18 protein-coding genes and 1 tRNA gene are annotated in these 15,177 nt (G+C 56.0%); 7 read left to right on the forward strand and 12 right to left on the reverse strand.

Features of this window, described 5'->3' with window-relative positions:
• Window positions 1-202 precede the first annotated feature (202 nt).
• Window positions 203-1,321 carry an ATP/GTP-binding protein gene (locus tag J4D25_RS22835; RefSeq protein ID WP_057713060.1) on the forward strand — a complete coding sequence of 373 codons (1,119 nt, stop codon included), beginning with the start codon at window positions 203-205 and terminating at the stop codon, window positions 1,319-1,321.
• The gene (locus J4D25_RS22840) at window positions 1,321-2,049 is read left to right on the forward strand and encodes a hypothetical protein (RefSeq protein ID WP_057713059.1); all 729 of its coding nucleotides are present in this window, start codon (window positions 1,321-1,323) and stop codon (window positions 2,047-2,049) included. Before J4D25_RS22835 ends, J4D25_RS22840 begins: the two co-directional genes overlap by 1 nt.
• Before the next feature lie 166 nt (window positions 2,050-2,215).
• Here J4D25_RS22840 and J4D25_RS22845 read toward each other — a convergent pair whose 3' ends face one another.
• From J4D25_RS22845 to J4D25_RS22890, 10 genes are all read right to left on the reverse strand, one after another.
• The gene (locus J4D25_RS22845; RefSeq protein ID WP_131726845.1) at window positions 2,216-2,623 is read right to left on the reverse strand and encodes a hypothetical protein; all 408 of its coding nucleotides are present in this window, start codon (window positions 2,621-2,623) and stop codon (window positions 2,216-2,218) included.
• On the reverse strand, window positions 2,620-2,778 hold the full coding sequence (locus J4D25_RS22850) for a hypothetical protein (RefSeq protein ID WP_157858917.1): 159 nt from the start codon (window positions 2,776-2,778) through the stop codon (window positions 2,620-2,622). The genes J4D25_RS22845 and J4D25_RS22850 overlap by 4 nt, the downstream gene beginning before the upstream one ends.
• Window positions 2,775-3,182 (reverse strand): hypothetical protein, encoded by a 408-nt coding sequence (locus tag J4D25_RS22855; protein ID WP_057713057.1) that lies wholly within the window; start codon window positions 3,180-3,182, stop codon window positions 2,775-2,777. Before J4D25_RS22855 ends, J4D25_RS22850 begins: the two co-directional genes overlap by 4 nt.
• A gap of 179 nt (window positions 3,183-3,361) precedes the next feature.
• On the reverse strand, window positions 3,362-3,688 hold the full coding sequence (locus J4D25_RS22860) for a hypothetical protein (RefSeq protein ID WP_131726844.1): 327 nt from the start codon (window positions 3,686-3,688) through the stop codon (window positions 3,362-3,364).
• A 575-nt stretch (window positions 3,689-4,263) separates the two neighbouring features.
• Window positions 4,264-5,484, reverse strand: a complete 1,221-nt coding sequence (locus tag J4D25_RS22865; RefSeq protein ID WP_057713056.1) for a tyrosine-type recombinase/integrase — start codon at window positions 5,482-5,484, stop codon at window positions 4,264-4,266.
• A gap of 126 nt (window positions 5,485-5,610) precedes the next feature.
• Window positions 5,611-6,165, reverse strand: a complete 555-nt coding sequence (locus J4D25_RS22870) for a hypothetical protein (protein ID WP_057713055.1) — start codon at window positions 6,163-6,165, stop codon at window positions 5,611-5,613.
• 56 nt (window positions 6,166-6,221) lie between these two features.
• Complete coding sequence (locus tag J4D25_RS22875) at window positions 6,222-6,806, reverse strand: hypothetical protein (RefSeq protein WP_057713054.1); 585 nt, start codon at window positions 6,804-6,806, stop codon at window positions 6,222-6,224.
• 333 nt (window positions 6,807-7,139) lie between these two features.
• The gene (locus tag J4D25_RS22880) at window positions 7,140-7,367 is read right to left on the reverse strand and encodes a helix-turn-helix domain-containing protein (protein WP_079246707.1); all 228 of its coding nucleotides are present in this window, start codon (window positions 7,365-7,367) and stop codon (window positions 7,140-7,142) included.
• A 99-nt stretch (window positions 7,368-7,466) separates the two neighbouring features.
• Entirely contained in the window at window positions 7,467-7,865 is a 399-nt protein-coding gene (locus tag J4D25_RS22885) for a hypothetical protein (RefSeq protein WP_131726843.1), read from the reverse strand.
• A 26-nt stretch (window positions 7,866-7,891) separates the two neighbouring features.
• Window positions 7,892-9,205, reverse strand: a complete 1,314-nt coding sequence (locus tag J4D25_RS22890; RefSeq protein WP_057713051.1) for an integrase family protein — start codon at window positions 9,203-9,205, stop codon at window positions 7,892-7,894.
• Between the two features lie 97 nt (window positions 9,206-9,302).
• Here J4D25_RS22890 and J4D25_RS22895 point away from each other — a divergent pair.
• The 4 genes from J4D25_RS22895 (at window position 9,303) to J4D25_RS22910 (ending at window position 11,214) form a co-directional block, all read left to right on the forward strand.
• Window positions 9,303-9,407: transfer RNA gene (locus J4D25_RS22895), tRNA-Ile, on the forward strand.
• A 397-nt stretch (window positions 9,408-9,804) separates the two neighbouring features.
• Window positions 9,805-10,125: a DUF3077 domain-containing protein gene (locus tag J4D25_RS22900; RefSeq protein WP_057713050.1), complete on the forward strand. Its 321-nt coding sequence runs from the start codon at window positions 9,805-9,807 to the stop codon at window positions 10,123-10,125.
• Between the two features lie 68 nt (window positions 10,126-10,193).
• The gene (locus J4D25_RS22905) at window positions 10,194-10,796 is read left to right on the forward strand and encodes a nucleotidyltransferase domain-containing protein (RefSeq protein WP_057713049.1); all 603 of its coding nucleotides are present in this window, start codon (window positions 10,194-10,196) and stop codon (window positions 10,794-10,796) included.
• On the forward strand, window positions 10,786-11,214 hold the full coding sequence (locus J4D25_RS22910) for a hypothetical protein (protein WP_057713048.1): 429 nt from the start codon (window positions 10,786-10,788) through the stop codon (window positions 11,212-11,214). Before J4D25_RS22905 ends, J4D25_RS22910 begins: the two co-directional genes overlap by 11 nt.
• Window positions 11,215-11,229: 15 nt before the next feature.
• On the opposite strand, the gene J4D25_RS22915 is transcribed toward J4D25_RS22910, so the two are convergent.
• Both J4D25_RS22915 and J4D25_RS22920 read right to left on the reverse strand, forming a co-directional pair.
• Window positions 11,230-11,910 (reverse strand): hypothetical protein, encoded by a 681-nt coding sequence (locus J4D25_RS22915; RefSeq protein WP_057716550.1) that lies wholly within the window; start codon window positions 11,908-11,910, stop codon window positions 11,230-11,232.
• Window positions 11,911-12,091: 181 nt separating this feature from the next.
• Window positions 12,092-14,446 (reverse strand): glucose/quinate/shikimate family membrane-bound PQQ-dependent dehydrogenase, encoded by a 2,355-nt coding sequence (locus tag J4D25_RS22920; protein WP_057713047.1) that lies wholly within the window; start codon window positions 14,444-14,446, stop codon window positions 12,092-12,094.
• Window positions 14,447-14,631: 185 nt separating this feature from the next.
• On the opposite strand from J4D25_RS22920, the gene J4D25_RS22925 reads away from it, so the two are divergent.
• Window positions 14,632-15,093: an Lrp/AsnC family transcriptional regulator gene (locus tag J4D25_RS22925; RefSeq protein ID WP_046039454.1), complete on the forward strand. Its 462-nt coding sequence runs from the start codon at window positions 14,632-14,634 to the stop codon at window positions 15,091-15,093.
• Window positions 15,094-15,177 lie beyond the last annotated feature (84 nt).

Raw genomic sequence — 15,177 nt, forward strand, 5'->3', positions numbered from 1 at the left:
CACATTTAACCTGACCCTTTTGTCGAAAAGGAGCGGGGTTAACGGCTCTGCATCTCGAGAAAATGTAAAAAATGGGGAGTCGAGGAGCAACGTAGCAACACAGAAATGAGGGCCTCCCACCGCATAGGTCCCAGCCGTAGTTTTTTTACGGCAACAAAAAAAACTGCTAAGCTCCCCCTGTCAATCAGTAGGGGCCTCCCCGATGCTACGAAAATTTTCTGTCAAAAATTATCGAAACTTCTCAGATTGGCTATGTTTTGATCTAACTAGCCAACAGTACGAGTTTAATGAGAACGCAGTCAGTAACGGCATCGTAAGACATGCCATGATTTATGGGCCTAATGGTGGGGGCAAGACCAATCTCGGTCTTGCAATGGTCGATCCGGCTTTACATCTAACTGACTCTCCCAGTTTTTTCTCCTCACTGGACAATAACTATATCAACGGTAGCTCAGCCGCATCCATTGCAGAGTTTATCTTTGAGTTCTGCATAGACGGCACCGAAATAGTATATAGCTACGGGAAAAAATCCTGGAACAAGCTTGTTTACGAGCATCTCTCGATAAACAAAAGTGACATTCTTCATATAGATCGCCGAGAATCAACATTAGCAGATATCGAACTAAAGGGTGCAGAGCATCTGAAGAGAGACGTTGGCGACTCAGAGATATCGCTACTTAAATATGTAAAAAACAACTCAATACTAGATGAAACACCCACAAACAGTGTCTTCTCAAAACTACTCGATTTTATTGAGGGAATGGTTTTCTTCCGCTCGTTAAATGCCACCAACAAGGGCGAATACGTAGGAAAAGATATTGGCGTTAAGCGACTATCGCAAAGCATAATCGAAAGCGACTCTATAAAGGATTTTGAAAAATTCCTTAACGATGCAGGAATAGAGTGTTCACTTGTAGTTGGTGCCGACACCAACAACAGTAACGGCAAATCGATTTTTTTTGATTTCGGCGAAATAAAACTTGAGTTTGGCTCAGTAGCGTCAACAGGAACATTATCTCTCGGGATTTTCTATTTCTGGTGGCTCCGACTAAAGAACGGAGCAGTAACATTCGCATATATAGACGAGTTCGATGCCTTCTATCATCACGCCTTGGCGTCGACCATTGTCGAAAAAGTCATTGCATTGCAAGCACAAACTATAATGACTACGCATAACACTGGAGTCATGAGTAATGATCTTCTACGACCTGACTGCTATTTCGTTTTGGATAAGACAATTTCCCCCCTCACCGCATTAACGGAAAAAGATCTTCGCAAAGCTCATAACTTGGAAAAAATTTACAAAGGACTGTCCAGTTAATGGAGCGGACTTTATTTGTATTCGAAGGCGAAAAAGTTGAAAAACTTTACTTTAAAAGCTTAGAGCGCGCCTTCTTTCACGGAGAAGAAAGCAGGCTCTTAGCGAGCTTTGAAAATGACCTCTACGAGCTCTACGCTGAGATTGCGGATGACGAAGACCTAGATCTGTTTGAGCTTATTAAAGAGCTAAACCCAAGCGCCAACAAAGATGAGAATATAAAAAATCTAAGGCGCGATCAAATTGGACAGATTTATCTATTTTTTGATTTCGAGCCGAAAGACGACAAGTTTACCGGACAAAACTTGCTTAACATGCTGCGTCGTTTTAACAACGAGACAGAAGACGGCAAATTATTCATAAGTTACCCCATGATTGAGGCCATCAGAGACATTGACAACATTGACGAGTATCTAGAGCGAACAGTAGCAATATCTAACTGTTCAGGTGGGATTTATAAGGGCCTCTCTGCTGCTCGAGGCAGCCGAGCTTATCAAGATGCAAGAAAAATCGACAAGCAAGGTTGGCAACGCTTGATTGAAGCAAACATTCGAAAGGCCAATCTACTAGCAATCAAAGAAAACACTCTAGAATTTGTTAGCGACCAAGTATCGATTGCCTCATCACAATTAATCAATGACGCACCTCGCGACCCTTTACCCGTACTTAGCGCTTTCCCAATATTTCTCGCCGATTATTTTGGACTGGACATTTTAAAAAATCCTCAGTGATTTGCAGAACCGTAAAGCCTGCAAATTTAAAGATGATATATTTACTATACCTCTCACCATTTCCGTTGCTGGCCGGTTCATGTTCCATTTGCCACAATGCCTGGAATCGCTCAAGCGCGTGAAGGGGCAAGCCCGCTAACGACAAAGCCCCCTTTCGGGGCTTCTCTTACGTCATCTGCATCACCTTCGTCGGTATGCGCTCAAGTTCCTCAACGTACAGATCACCGTCATGCTCTTTCAGTTCGCCTGCCCGCCACAGGTAGGCGCCGTCGAATGTCTTGATGCGTTTTTCGTCTGCGTTCTCGTTCACTGGTCGGCACAGCGTCAGGTAACAGGCTGCGCCTTGGCGAATCAGATCAAGGTGGCGAACTCGCTCGCGTAGACCGTTGGTGATCTTGACCGGGTTGCCGCGCAGCACCATGTAATAGGACTTGCCGCCGATGGTCTTGCCTTCGTTCATCCAAACCGACAGAAACACGGTGCGTTCATCCTCTCGCACCGCACCCCAGCCATACACGCCGCCCATCTTCGCGCCAAGCTTTGCGTAGTGCTCTGTAATCCGTGGCTTGCTCATGGCTTGGCCTTCCGCGGGGCATCAAGGGCTTGGGCAATCTCCCACGCCGTCATCACCTTTCCCACCGAATCAAGCGCCGGGTAGACCAGCGCCAATGCCGTCAACAGCAGCACCACCGCCAACAGCGACAGCACCAAGCCTTGTAAAAACCTCATGCTGGAATCTCCAGAAATTCAACCGGAACCGGCCTCAGACACTCACCCCATATCTGCCCATCAATCTCGACAAGCTCTCCAATGGGCACGACAACAGTGCTGTTATAAGTCTGAATTCGCCGTGGTCGCGCCGTGGTATCAACCGCCGTCAGGATCACCATGTAACCCGGCGCCCCTGCGCGTAGCAACTCGATATGGCGGGCGCGCTCAGCAAAGCCAGCGGAGTTTGACTGCCAGTCAGGATTAAGCAACTGGCGGTATGTCTTGCCGTCGATCACCCGGCGCCGGTCCTGCCATGCCCGCAAAATCACCTTACCATCTGGCCGCTGCGCTCCCCATGACCACTGCACATTGGTCAACGGCGCCTGCATGTTCTCAAAATGGGTCGAGATACTGGGTTTCATGCTTCGACCTCCCCTCGATTCCAATGCCGATTTACCGTCGCAATGCCCTTGGCCAGCGCCGATGCCACTTCAACTTGGGTCAGGCCCGTGGCCTTGAGCCGCTGCACTGACTGCGTGATCGTGTCGCTATCACCACCCGATAAATACTGGTCGACTGCATCGTCGCGCCCTCACTGGTGTTAGAACTGGGGTCCGATGCATTGTCCATTGAGCATCTGGCCGTAGCAGGTCGCCATCGGTTGCGCCGCGCCGGTACTGCCATGACACACACCATTGACCACCGCGCCGATGCAATCCTGTGCGCGGTATACCGGCTGGCCGTACTGCTGCATCTGCATTTGCTGCTGCATAGGCGCTACTTGTTGTTGCTGCACAGGTGTTGCTTGTCGCGGCAGATCGAGCGAGTCGACCCATTGCAAATAATCACGACGGGCATCAACAAGCTCGACGCAGCCTGTCGTGGACATCAATGCCAGCGCTAGCAGTAACGGCATAACTTTGTGCATATCGGCTCCGCACCGCGTATTGATTCCGGATCGACTGACCCAGCCTCTACATTTTGACGGCGGCCACGACGACCTGCTTGACCTGGATCATCTTCCAAATTACCGCGCCTGCCGCCCCGACCAATGACCATCAGCACCAGGTTGAAGGTGCCTTGCCAAGTCGACGCACCAGAAATTTGCGGGCATCTTACCCTCGACTTTTCCGCTCTAATCCCTTTGCAACACACTGATTTACCTAGCGTTATGCGAGCTGGTAAATTTTTTTAAAGCGCCCTGCTCATGCCAACTGCTACCGATCCCATACCCGCCAGATTCACGCACTTCCCGCAAAGGCACGTACTAGAGCGCGTCACAGTGGATTTGACATTCGAACACCTCAGACTGATAAGCTAAATCCAGCCAACACCCCGTAACCGCTCTAAATCCCAGCTTTCACGCCTTACCCCGAAAACATCTCGCAGCTATTCTTTTTTCCAACGGCCCCGTTTTACCCATAAAAATACGCACTTTTACCGGGCAAACGCGGCTATGGGCGCGCAGACTATCTAGCACGCGCTTTAGCAGTCTCGGGAAAATTAGAGCAAATCAAAAAACAAGCCGAAGCGCCGCGCCAAATCCAACCCTTCAACGCCTGCCACACCGACACCGTGCCAGTCCTCCAGCGCCTGCCGCTTCAGCACCGACAGATCACCCTGCACATAGGTTTCGGTCAGGCCCGGCATCGCATGGTTCAGCAACTGCTCGGCAATCACATAATTGACGTTCAGATGCTGCCATCCAGCCCGTGCCAGCTTGCGCAGATCGTGGCTTGACCAGGCACCGGCGCTCAGACTGGCAATCGCCAACGATGCCCCCGGCCCCGTCAGCGCGTGACCATGACCACCTGGAAACAGATACACGCTCGGCTTGCTGTATAGCTGATCCCTGTACCAACGCAGCACAGCCACTACAGCAGGTGTCAGCGGCAGCTCAAGCCGCGTTCGCGTCTTGGTCAGCTCAGCCGGAATCACCCACCAGCCAGCATCCAAGTCGAAGTGGTCCCAGCGCGCCTGCCGCGTCTCGCCGATCCGCGTACCGTGACAGAGCATCAGCAGCGCCAACAGACAAGGCCCCGGCGACTTCAGCAGGCGCTGCGCCAACAGATCCATCAGCCAACCAACGTCACGTGGAAACAACCGTGCCCCCTTCGGCCGTATGCGGCCCAGCCCGAAATCGGTGAACCTGACATCAGCCAGAGGATTGACGTTTAGCAGCCCCAGACGCTTGGACGTGCGAAACGCCGCGTTCAACACCCGATAGGCATTGCACACCGTGGCCGGGGCTACCAACGCTTGCATCGGTTGAATCAATAGCCGGTCAAGTGTGGCCGTGTTCAACTGATCCACCGGCATACCCACCAGCCGTGGGAGAAGCCAATTCTTGGCCAGCGACCGGCAACTGGCCTTGCGCGCCCTCGATACCGTGGCCGTGTTCAAATGTCGCTCCAGATACCACGACACCACGTCAGCCACCGTATACAGAGCGCGCAGCCTGGCGTCAGGTTGAACACCGCCAGCCCGCAGTAACATCAGCGACGACATCCGCGACTCCATCTCCTTGCAGCCGCAGTTCGGCCACTCCGCCGCCTTCTGCCACGTGCCTGCATGCACTGTGTACCACACACCCCGGCGCCGATCTTTGAGAAAACGAAACCTCAAATCCGAGTAGCGCTGGTCACGAAGGTCGCGGACGTCTTCATCTTTGGCCTCAGCCCTGATCGCCGCATCACTGAATTCGATATACCGCGTCTCACCCATCGCATACCTCGCCACCTGACTGACCAACCCAACAGCCAGCCCGATCAGGGCTATGCCGCACGCTCACACCTACTCGATAACCTTCGGCCTGCCGGTGAAGACGGTGAAGAAACCTTCCGGCCTCAATCAGCGCGTAAAGCTCCGCGCCGACATCACTTCCGCGACACACAGCACATCACCGTGCCATGCTTCCAGCAGGCTGCACCGACGCCTGTTGAATTCACGCCCCAGCGCCTCGACTTGTTCAGCCGTTCCACCCAGCTCGACGTACTCGCGCAAGCACTGCGCCCATTGCGCCGCGCCCATGTCAGGAAACAAGTCCAACAGATCGTCCAGATTGAAGAATTCACGCGTCAGCTCGTGCACCCTGGCGTTCGCTTCAGTCTTGCCCAGCGCTCTACCCTTGCACCCAATGAACAAGCGATCACCCCGGCCAGCACAGCAACGCCGATAGCGCGTCAGCAGCTCCACGAAAGGCGCTGTCAGAGGTAACGGCTCGTCACCGACCCACCAGACACCGGCCTGTAGGTCAAAATCGGACCACTGTGTTTGCAGCAATACCGGCACCGGCTGGCCGTAACCGAGTGTCAGCAGGCCAAGTACCGACGCGTCAGGATCTGCGTCGAATCCGTCCAGCAGGTCGCCAACGATCGTCAGTGCCCAGTCACGATTATTCGCCATACACACCCCCATCGACCGCGCCTTGCAGGTAGGCACTGGCGGTGCTCTCAAGACAACTACTCACTGGTCAACCTGCTTTTTACCCCAGCAGTCGCCCCATCGTTTTTGAGCTTATTGCTGGGAATTAGGGCAACCCGGACAGCATTGACAGATAGCCCTGCACGCTCTTGCGCCCCCTCAATCTGCAGTCCTAGAGAAGAACTTAGAGGCGACGCGCTAAAGCTTTTTTCTTCTCTACTCTTCTCTTTTCTGGTCACGCTTTTGTCACGCTCATTGCGTGACGTATTACGTGACTTATTATCGCGGTGTTCGCGCTGCCTGCGAGCGTCTATTGCGCGCTTCTTGGCCGACTGACCGTTATGCCGATCAAAATTAGGAAAGGTAATTCCGCCGTTTTCTTCTAGCAGCCAACCAACTTTTTCCAACGCATCAGCAACACCGTCGTGACACACGTAACGGTCAATCCATTTTTTTGTCACACCAGCAACGTGACCATTGCGTGACTGCGCATCAGCCCATGCCCACAGGCGATGAAGCATTCCAACTACGGTGCATTCAGTAACGTTCAGATCAGCGCTAATGCTGATAACCGCCGGATCTGTATCTAAGTCAACGCGCATCTTTATCCAGTCACCGGCCATAGCTCACCCCCTGTTCAGGAGCTGCTGGGCAGCGTGGAGAATAAACGTGCTATGCGGATGAGCAGCGGTGAGCAAAATGTCGCCATTGGCGAGTTGGAGTAGACACCCGGTGCTTTGCCCTGGTTTATCACCCAATGCGGGGTAGCGGGAAATCTTGCTGGCAGGCGCGGGACCGCCGCCGGACGGTTCACGCGGTATCGACGATTCGTCGTATAAATTCATTGTGTAGCCCTCAACCGTTTGTCGGGGGCCGGACTGAATGTGACAATCAGCGCGCTCGTTACTGATTGCAGCAGTAACCAGCACCGCCGGACGCCATAACGTCCGGCTTTTTTATGCTTGTTCGTTTTGCTCGGCGTTGGGGCGCATTTCGTCAAACAAGGCGCGTATCTCTGCAGTCGGCCATGCCAATTGACCCGCGATGCGCCTGCACTTGATTGGTCCGGTGTTTTGAATTGCCCAGTTGCGCAGAGTCTGAGGCTTACGGTTGAGAAAGTGCGCAGCCTCAGCCGTAGTCATGGTTGGACGGTCGATTGAGTCCAATGTTTGAAATGTATTCATGGTCAGGTTCCCGATAGTTAATTCTGCTGCCATCGGTTTCTAATTATTCACATGGTTGTGTTGAAGTCACGGACACCCACTCCCGCGAGTGACTGTCCACTAAAGCCCCTTCTTCAGCCGCTCCTTCTTACGATTAAGAGTTCTAACAACAGTTTCAGGGTCTCGATCATCGACGCTCCCCTGCCCCCCGTTTACTTCGCCATGGTCCTCGAGTCGCTTCATGAGCTTCAGCCTCTGCCTACGACGAAACTCGCGCAATGCAGACAGCAAGCCAGGCCCGACACGATCGTCCACCAATAAACTCAGCAACGTCTGCATGGAATCACTGTCGTCCGGGCTGTTGACTACCTTGTCGATCAACTGCCCATCAAATCTGTCCCACAGCTCATTCAGACTTTCGATTGACCGGAATGGCTCAAGACTCGGGTGCAGCGTTCCGTCAGCTTCAAGCGGTAGCTTAAACTCAGCAATTCCGGCACGCGCAACCTTCAGCTTCACGGTAATGAATCCGCACTCATCATTCATTACACAACCCTCAGACGCGGGCCGTCAGTGACAGGGACCGATACCTCGGCCTGCTCCAGTAACCATGTTTCGAAGCGCTCGTGATGAAGGCGCAGCAGGTCCAGCGGACGCACCTTGTAGTGCCGTTCCTGAGTCGCACTAGGCTTGTGGCCACCGATCTGTGCAATGACGCCTGACGGCAGCTCCAGCCACTCAGACAGGCTCACGAACGAACGGCGCAGGTCATGCGGTGTTACCGACACACCGGCAACAGCACAGGCTCGGTCAAGCGCGTGGTTGGCTTCGGATATGCGCCCGGTCGCGCTGGCTGGGCTTGAAAATACCCATTGATTGCGCCGTGGCAGATCACTCAGCAGGCGTTCGACATAGGGTGTCATCGGAATTGTCCGGGTGCCGTCACGGCCACCCTTGCTGGCATCCTTGTCGCGAATGGTCAGGCTGTGCCACTTCCAATCAATGTCTGACCACTTCAAGGCGAGCAGTTCACCTGGACGCGAACCAATGAGCAGCAGCGTTTGCAGGTAGGCACTGATAACGGGGTTGTCGATGCCACGCACGGCAGCAAACCACGCTGGTAGTTGCTCCTTTAGCAGACAACCCTGCTTTGCCTCGGCACGCCCTAATCGATCCTTGGCGCGCTTGGTGATGGCCTGATCGCCAGCCACCACGGCCCGATACTTTGGCTCATCAGCGGCCCAGCGCAGGAATGCCTTAAGGCAACGCATGGCCAACCTTGCGCGAGTTGGCCTTATTGCGCCTTCCTGTGCCGCCCAACGCTCCAGCGCTTCGCCACTCAACGCCGACAACGGCAGCCCCATCAGAGAATGCAGCGGACCGGCGACCGTTTCGCCAGCACCGCGCTTGCGCTTTTCGCCACCGGCCTTGGCCAGATTCACATGGTCTTGGTAATGAGCATCGCCCCAGTGCGAACGGCGGTCGGCAAGGTAGTCGGCCCAACCATCGGCCAGCGTGACAATCTCAAGGCGGGCTTGCTCAACCGCAGCAGCGGCAGCAGCCTCGTTGTCTTTCTTCAGTTGCCGGGGATCGCGGCCTTGATCCAGCTCGGCCTGGAACGTGCGCGCCACCTTCTCGGCATCGCCGATGCTCTTACCCGGCCAATCACCAATGGTGATCCGAACAACCTTGCCCAAGTAGCGGCCCTGCCAGATGAACGCCTTCTTGCCCGCAGTCACGCGGACAGCCAACCCTGCCTGATCGGCGCTCCAGTAGAAATCCTGACCACCGACAGCGGCTGGCGGCATCAGGTCATTGATACGCTTGACCGTCAGCCCGAATCGCTTCTTCTGCCCCATAACACCCCCGAATCTTTGTAAGCACTTTGTAAGCATCCGGCCAGGATAGATCGGTAAACAGATCAACAAAGGCGAATGGCGAAGCCAAGCGATTACTGGGCCTAAAGCCATATTCTATCAACGTTTCGGGATATTTTGGGATAGCCACTTGGCAGGACTCATAATCCTTTGGTCCACGGTTCAAGTCCGTGTGGGCCCACCAAACAAGAAAGCCGCGCAATGCGCGGCTTTTTCGTGCCTGGCGTTTAGTTTTGTTTACTTAAGCTCTCGCTTTATCGGATGACGCCCGCAGACCTTGTAGGCAAACTCCGAATCTTCTATTTGGGCACTTTGCCGCCTTGTTGCCCTTTTCTTCGACGGGATAGTCTCCGGACGTCGCTGACCATTCAGCGATCGGGCTTGGAAACCCGCCGAACTCTAGCCGCAACAGCGCCCTCATCACGATTGCTTGTATTGTGTGATCCTGAGTTATGACGGCTGTGCGTGGGACGCCTTCGGGCGTGCCGGTTCCTAGGTTCCCGGTTTTCCAACCTGCGTACAGCCGTCACCCATTCGCTTGGAAACGATTGTGGCGGCTCCTAGAACCCAGGAGTAAAACCATGACTGAAGCAGATTCACCCGCACCCTCAGACCTGAAAACCGCCGGCTTCACACCCTTCCTGTACCTCTCGGATCAACCTCTGTTCCACGTCTGCCGCAACGTCCCCATCGCCGACGCTCTGGCCCAAGCCTCCGACCTGCTGTTCCTCGCCAAGTCCCTCATCGTGGACGCCGCCTACTCCCAAGACTCCGACCGCCACGCCTGGGCCGCGCATTACCTGACGACGATGAGCAAAGCGGTGATTGATGATGTGGTAAAGGTGCTGACGCGCCGGCCTGTTCAAATGAGAAAGGAAGCAGACCCATCGAAAAACACATAATCACGGCAAAGTTGATAATTCCCAAAAAGGGACCTATCGTTCCCTTTTTGGGACTTATAGAACCGACCATGCCTGCCATCCCGCTAAGCGATGCTCTCTTTACTGCCACCCAGCAAAAAGTGCTGGGCATGTTGTATGGCAAACCGGATCAGAGCTTCTATGCCAATGAAATATCCCGCTGGGCACAGGTCGGCAAGGGCAGCCTGATGCGTGAGCTGGAGCGTCTGCATAGCGCAGGCATTCTCACCATGAGTCGACGGGGTAATCAGACGCACTACCAAGCCAACCCTGAGTGCCCCATCTATGCAGAACTGCTTGGGATAGTGCGTAAGACTTTTGGCATTGCAGAGCAGCTGCGTGCGGCCTTGACTCCGCTGAATGATCAGTTGGTATGGGCGTTCATCTATGGCTCCATTGCCAAGGGTAACGAGCACGCAGGCAGTGACATTGACCTGATGCTGATTGGTGAAAATCTCAGTTACAGCGACTTGATGGAACGGGTACTGCCCGTAGAGGAACAGCTTGGCCGCACCATTAACCCAACGCTCTACACACTGGTCGACTGGCAAACCAAGAAGGCGGCCGGCAACAGCTTTGTAGTGCGGGTTGAACAACAGGACAAAATTGATTTGATTGGCCACAATCCAGCAGAGGTAGCCGATGGGCAGTAACGAAAATCTGGAAAACCTGGTGCGTAGCGGCGGCCTCAAAGCCGAACCGCCAGATCGCAAGGAATGTGAAGGGCTGCTGAGATCGGCCACGGACCGCTTGAAGGATGCCCACAGTTCGGCCCTGTCCTTCGCCAGTCGCTTCGACCTCGCCTACAACGCCGCACATGCCCTGGCACTGACGGCCATGCGTCTGCAGGGTTTTCGCTCCGACCGCCGCTATCTGGTATTTCAGTGCCTTGTACATACTCTCGGTCTGAACAAAATCCAGGTACGCCTGTTCGCACTTTGTCACGAGCGCCGCAATCTGGCTGAGTACGAAGGTTATATGGATGTGGACGAAACCCTTCTTGCCGAACTGTTGGCGGCAACTGATGCACTGTTGCCATTGGTGCAAGACGCTATGCTCGCGAGCAAGTAACGCTTCGACCCTTCGTTATTTCCAGTGCTGAACGGCATCACTGCAACTGTCAGTCCAAACACGCAACGAAGGGATGGCCTGCACCACCCGCAGTCGCTCCAGCATCTGCCCCGTCAACACCACCTCATACGTATCCGCCCCCCGCCCCCATTGCTCAACGAGCACCATGCCGTCGACCAATGTCGCCGCCAATTCGGCAATCGTCCCGGCCTGATCTTCGATAATTCCTTGAGTCCGAATCCAAACCCGATCTGTCATCGCTTTAAGCTCCGCCGCTATCTGCTCAGACGACGTGGGATCGGTATCGGGGCAAGTGATATTGCGCAGCAGATGCTGAAGCTCCCTGATTTTTGCGTAATCCTGTTCAGCCCCCTGCTCGCCTTTGAGGATGGCAGTGGCTATGGGCTTGTCGACGCGTTTGGCGGCTGAAGGTTTTGAAGGGAGTGTCTGCGCCATTGCGCCAGCCAGGAGCACCATCATCCGGGCTTCCAGATGTTCCTTCATGGCTTCCATCGACGAAATCGGGCGCACCAGCGTAATGCAGGCCCCTCCCTGGTGCCGCAGATCCATAGTCACCGTCAGGGTCACGCCGCCCGTTTCAAACCCCAGGGCGCGGGCCACGACGTAGTGGCCCATTTCGTGGTGGGCGATCTGCAGGGCATGATCGCGTACTGCGGGGGGCATCTTCCTCGTCATATCCATTGCCTCGGAACCTTCGTTCTCGCATTCGACTACGAGTGACGGTCGCTGTCCATCCTGATGCCCCGCGCAATGTGGGAGCGAGCCTGCTCGCGATGGACTTGAAAGCACCGCGTCCATCCAGACAGCAAGCGTTATCGTTCACGACCTTCGCGAGCAAGCTCGCTCCTACATCACCTTATTTGGGCAAAGCATAGGCAATCACATAATCCCCACGATCCGTCGACTGACGCGCACCGCCCACCGTCAGCAGGATGTACTGCCTGCCGGTTTTCGGCGATACGTAAGTCATCGGCCCGGACTGGCTGCCCACTGGCAAACGCGATTTCCAGATTTCGTTGCCGTTGCCGGTGTCGAAGGCGCGCAGGTAGAAGTCCTGGGTGCCAGCGAAGAACAGCAGGCCCGACTGGGTGGCCAGCGATGCGCCGAGGGTCGGCATGCCGATAGGGATCGGCAGGTGCATGCGGATGCCAAGCGGGCCGGTGTCTTGCACGGTGCCGACCGGGACTTGCCACACCAGCTTGTGGGTCTTGAGGTCGATGGCCGACATGGTGCCGAACGGTGGTTTCTGGCACGGAATGCCGACCGCCGAGAGGAAGCGCTCGCGCATGGCGCCGAACGGTGTGCCTTCCTGCGGTACCACGCCCATTTCAATTCCACTGGCCCCGGCGCCGATCTTGTCGCGCGGGATCATGTAGTTGGCCAGGCCCAGGCGCATGTCGTTGATGAACATGTAGTGGGTGTTCGGATCAACCGAGACGCTGCCCCAGTTCATGCCGCCCAGCGAGCCCGGGAATTGCAGGGCCCGGTCCATGCCCGGCGGGGTGTAGACGCCTTCATGGCGCATGCCTTTGAACTGGATGCGGCACATCAACTGGTCAAACGGCGTGGCGCCCCACATGTCGGATTCGGTCAGGGTCTTGTTGCCGATTGACGGCATGTCCACCGAGAACGGCTGGGTTGGCGAGTAGCGTTCGCCGGGAACCTTGCCTTGCGGCACCGGGCGCTCTTCGACGCGGGCGATAGGCACGCCGGTTTCGCGATTTAGCAGGAAGATCTCGCCCTGCTTGGTGACTTGCGCCAGGGCTGGCTGGGTGCCGCCCTTGTCGTCCGGCACGTCGTACAGCAGTGGCTGTGCCGGCAGGTCGAAGTCCCACAGGTCGTGGTGAGTGGTCTGGAAGTGCCAGCGTACCTGGCCGGTCTTCACATCGATAGCGACGATGGACGAGCTCCACTTGTCGTCGAACTCGGTACGTTGGCCGCCGAAGAAGTCTGGCGTCGCGTTGCCAGTCGGCAGGTACACCAGACCGAGCTTGGCGTCGTAGGACATGGCCGACCACACGTTCGGCGTGCCACGGGTGTAGGTCTCGCCAGCAGGTGGGCGTTTGGTGGTGTTCGGGTTGCCCGGGTCCCATGCCCATACCAGTTCACCACTACGTACGTCGTAGGCGCGGACTACACCCGGTGGTTCGCCGGTGGAGTAGTTATCGGCCACGCGACCACCGACGATCACCACGTCCCCAGCGACCAATGGGGTCGAGGTTTGCTGGTAGTAACCGGGCTTTACTTCGCCCATGTCAGTGGTCAGGTCAACGGTGCCTTTGTTGCCGAACTCTTCGCAGGGCTTGCCGGTGTCGGCGTTAATGGCGATCAGACGCGCGTCGCCGGTCGGCAGAAACAGACGTTTCGTACAGGCGGTTGGCTGATTGTCCGAAGACACCGGGGTTTCGGAGTAACCCAGGCCACGGCAACGCTGCCAATTGGGCGCAGTGCCTTGCGGGTCGAACTTCCAGCGCTGGGCGCCGGTGTCGGCATCCAGGGCGAAGACTTTGCCGTAGGCGGTGCAGGTGTAGACGGTGTCACCGATTTGCAGTGGAGTGTTCTGGTCTTCGGCGCCGGCACCGGTGCTTTGCGGAATATCGCCGGTGCGGAAGGTCCAGGCGACCTGCAATTTGTCGATGTTGCCCTTGTTGATCTGGTCCAGGGCCGCAAAGCGATTACCGGCGGTAGTGTTGCCCCAGTGCGCCCAGTCTTTCTGTTCGGTGCCCGGAGTGACCGGCGTTACCGCAGGTTCGGTGGTGGCCTTGACCACGTGGGTCGGCACGAACATGTAGGCCATCGTCGCAACGACTGCGACACCCAAAATGCCAGCCAGACCATAAGCGCCACGCCCGCCGGTCGCGCCCGAAGCACGGACCAGGGTCGGATAGATCAGCGCCACAACCAGACCGATCACGGCAAAGGTCAGTATCCGTGAGACCAGCGGCCAGTATTCGAGGCCCGCATCCCAAACGGCCCAAATCGCAGTGAGGACCAACGCCACACCATACAGCCAGGCGCCGAGCGGCTTGCGCCGGGCAATCATCAACCCGGACGCCAGCATCGCCAGCCCCATCAGCAGGAAATACCAACTGCCACCCAGCGCGATCAGATAGCCACCGCCACCGGCCAGGCCGAGCCCGATCAGTGCAATCAGCACACCCAGCCCCGCCAGCAACCATTTACTGCCGGCGGCAGCCCCAGAATTGTTCATGTCGGAAATTTTCCCCATTTGTGACAAGGGCGGAATAATGTACTACCTAGTTACTTATGGCAATTTGTCGCAGGCAAAAATGTCATGAACGGTATTGAGGCTAGATCAAATCTCCGTCGCGAGCGTCCTGCAGAAACTGCCTGTAACATGCTTGCGCACTGATCCATGCCGCTGGAGATAACCCTTTGCCTGACACTCGCACGCCTGTTCTCGATGAAATCGACCGCCAACTGATTGCCGCCCTGCAGATCAACGCCCGCGAGAGCGTGGCCATGCTCGCCCGGCAATTGGGCATTGCCCGCACCACTGTGACTTCGCGCCTGGCGCGGCTGGAAAAGGCCAAGGTGATCACCGGCTACGGCGTGCGCCTCGGGCAGCGGGTGGTGGATGGCGGGTTGCAGGCGTATGTGGGGATCACCGTGCAACCACGCTCCGGCAAGGAGGTGCTGCGGCGCCTGAGCGCGATGGCGCAGGTGCAGCAGTTGTGTGCGGTGAGTGGCGAATTTGATTATGTGGCGTGGTTGCGCACCGATTCGCCGGAGCAGCTGGATCAGTTGCTGGACCAGATTGGCAGTGTGGATGGGGTGGAGAAGACCACGACTTCGATCATCTTGAGCAGCAAGATTGATCGGGGGCAGCCGGTTTGAGTTTCTGCCTGTAGTTTTTTGGGTGCCAGAGCTGGCCTCTTCGCGGGCAAGCCCGCTCCCACAGTGGTCAGTATGTATTGATAG

Source organism: Pseudomonas sp. GW456-L13, from assembly GCF_017350115.1.
GTDB classification, from domain to species: Bacteria; Pseudomonadota; Gammaproteobacteria; order Pseudomonadales; family Pseudomonadaceae; genus Aquipseudomonas; species Aquipseudomonas jessenii.

What these genes read in the sequence shown, in the direction of transcription:
- J4D25_RS22910 (WP_057713048.1), top strand. Translation starts at nt 10,786, where the DNA reads ATGGGCAGTAACGAAAATCTGGAAAACCTGGTGCGTAGCGGCGGCCTC.
- J4D25_RS22890 (WP_057713051.1), bottom strand. Translation starts at nt 9,205, where the DNA reads ATGGGGCAGAAGAAGCGATTCGGGCTGACGGTCAAGCGTATCAATGAC.
- J4D25_RS22860 (WP_131726844.1), bottom strand. Translation starts at nt 3,688, where the DNA reads ATGCACAAAGTTATGCCGTTACTGCTAGCGCTGGCATTGATGTCCACG.
- J4D25_RS22915 (WP_057716550.1), bottom strand. Translation starts at nt 11,910, where the DNA reads ATGACGAGGAAGATGCCCCCCGCAGTACGCGATCATGCCCTGCAGATC.
- J4D25_RS22850 (WP_157858917.1), bottom strand. Translation starts at nt 2,778, where the DNA reads ATGAGGTTTTTACAAGGCTTGGTGCTGTCGCTGTTGGCGGTGGTGCTG.
- J4D25_RS22870 (WP_057713055.1), bottom strand. Translation starts at nt 6,165, where the DNA reads ATGGCGAATAATCGTGACTGGGCACTGACGATCGTTGGCGACCTGCTG.
- J4D25_RS22865 (WP_057713056.1), bottom strand. Translation starts at nt 5,484, where the DNA reads ATGGGTGAGACGCGGTATATCGAATTCAGTGATGCGGCGATCAGGGCT.
- J4D25_RS22875 (WP_057713054.1), bottom strand. Translation starts at nt 6,806, where the DNA reads ATGGCCGGTGACTGGATAAAGATGCGCGTTGACTTAGATACAGATCCG.
- J4D25_RS22905 (WP_057713049.1), top strand. Translation starts at nt 10,194, where the DNA reads ATGCCTGCCATCCCGCTAAGCGATGCTCTCTTTACTGCCACCCAGCAA.
- J4D25_RS22845 (WP_131726845.1), bottom strand. Translation starts at nt 2,623, where the DNA reads ATGAGCAAGCCACGGATTACAGAGCACTACGCAAAGCTTGGCGCGAAG.
- J4D25_RS22880 (WP_079246707.1), bottom strand. Translation starts at nt 7,367, where the DNA reads ATGAATACATTTCAAACATTGGACTCAATCGACCGTCCAACCATGACT.
- J4D25_RS22855 (WP_057713057.1), bottom strand. Translation starts at nt 3,182, where the DNA reads ATGAAACCCAGTATCTCGACCCATTTTGAGAACATGCAGGCGCCGTTG.
- J4D25_RS22900 (WP_057713050.1), top strand. Translation starts at nt 9,805, where the DNA reads ATGACTGAAGCAGATTCACCCGCACCCTCAGACCTGAAAACCGCCGGC.
- J4D25_RS22835 (WP_057713060.1), top strand. Translation starts at nt 203, where the DNA reads ATGCTACGAAAATTTTCTGTCAAAAATTATCGAAACTTCTCAGATTGG.
- J4D25_RS22840 (WP_057713059.1), top strand. Translation starts at nt 1,321, where the DNA reads ATGGAGCGGACTTTATTTGTATTCGAAGGCGAAAAAGTTGAAAAACTT.
- J4D25_RS22920 (WP_057713047.1), bottom strand. Translation starts at nt 14,446, where the DNA reads ATGAACAATTCTGGGGCTGCCGCCGGCAGTAAATGGTTGCTGGCGGGG.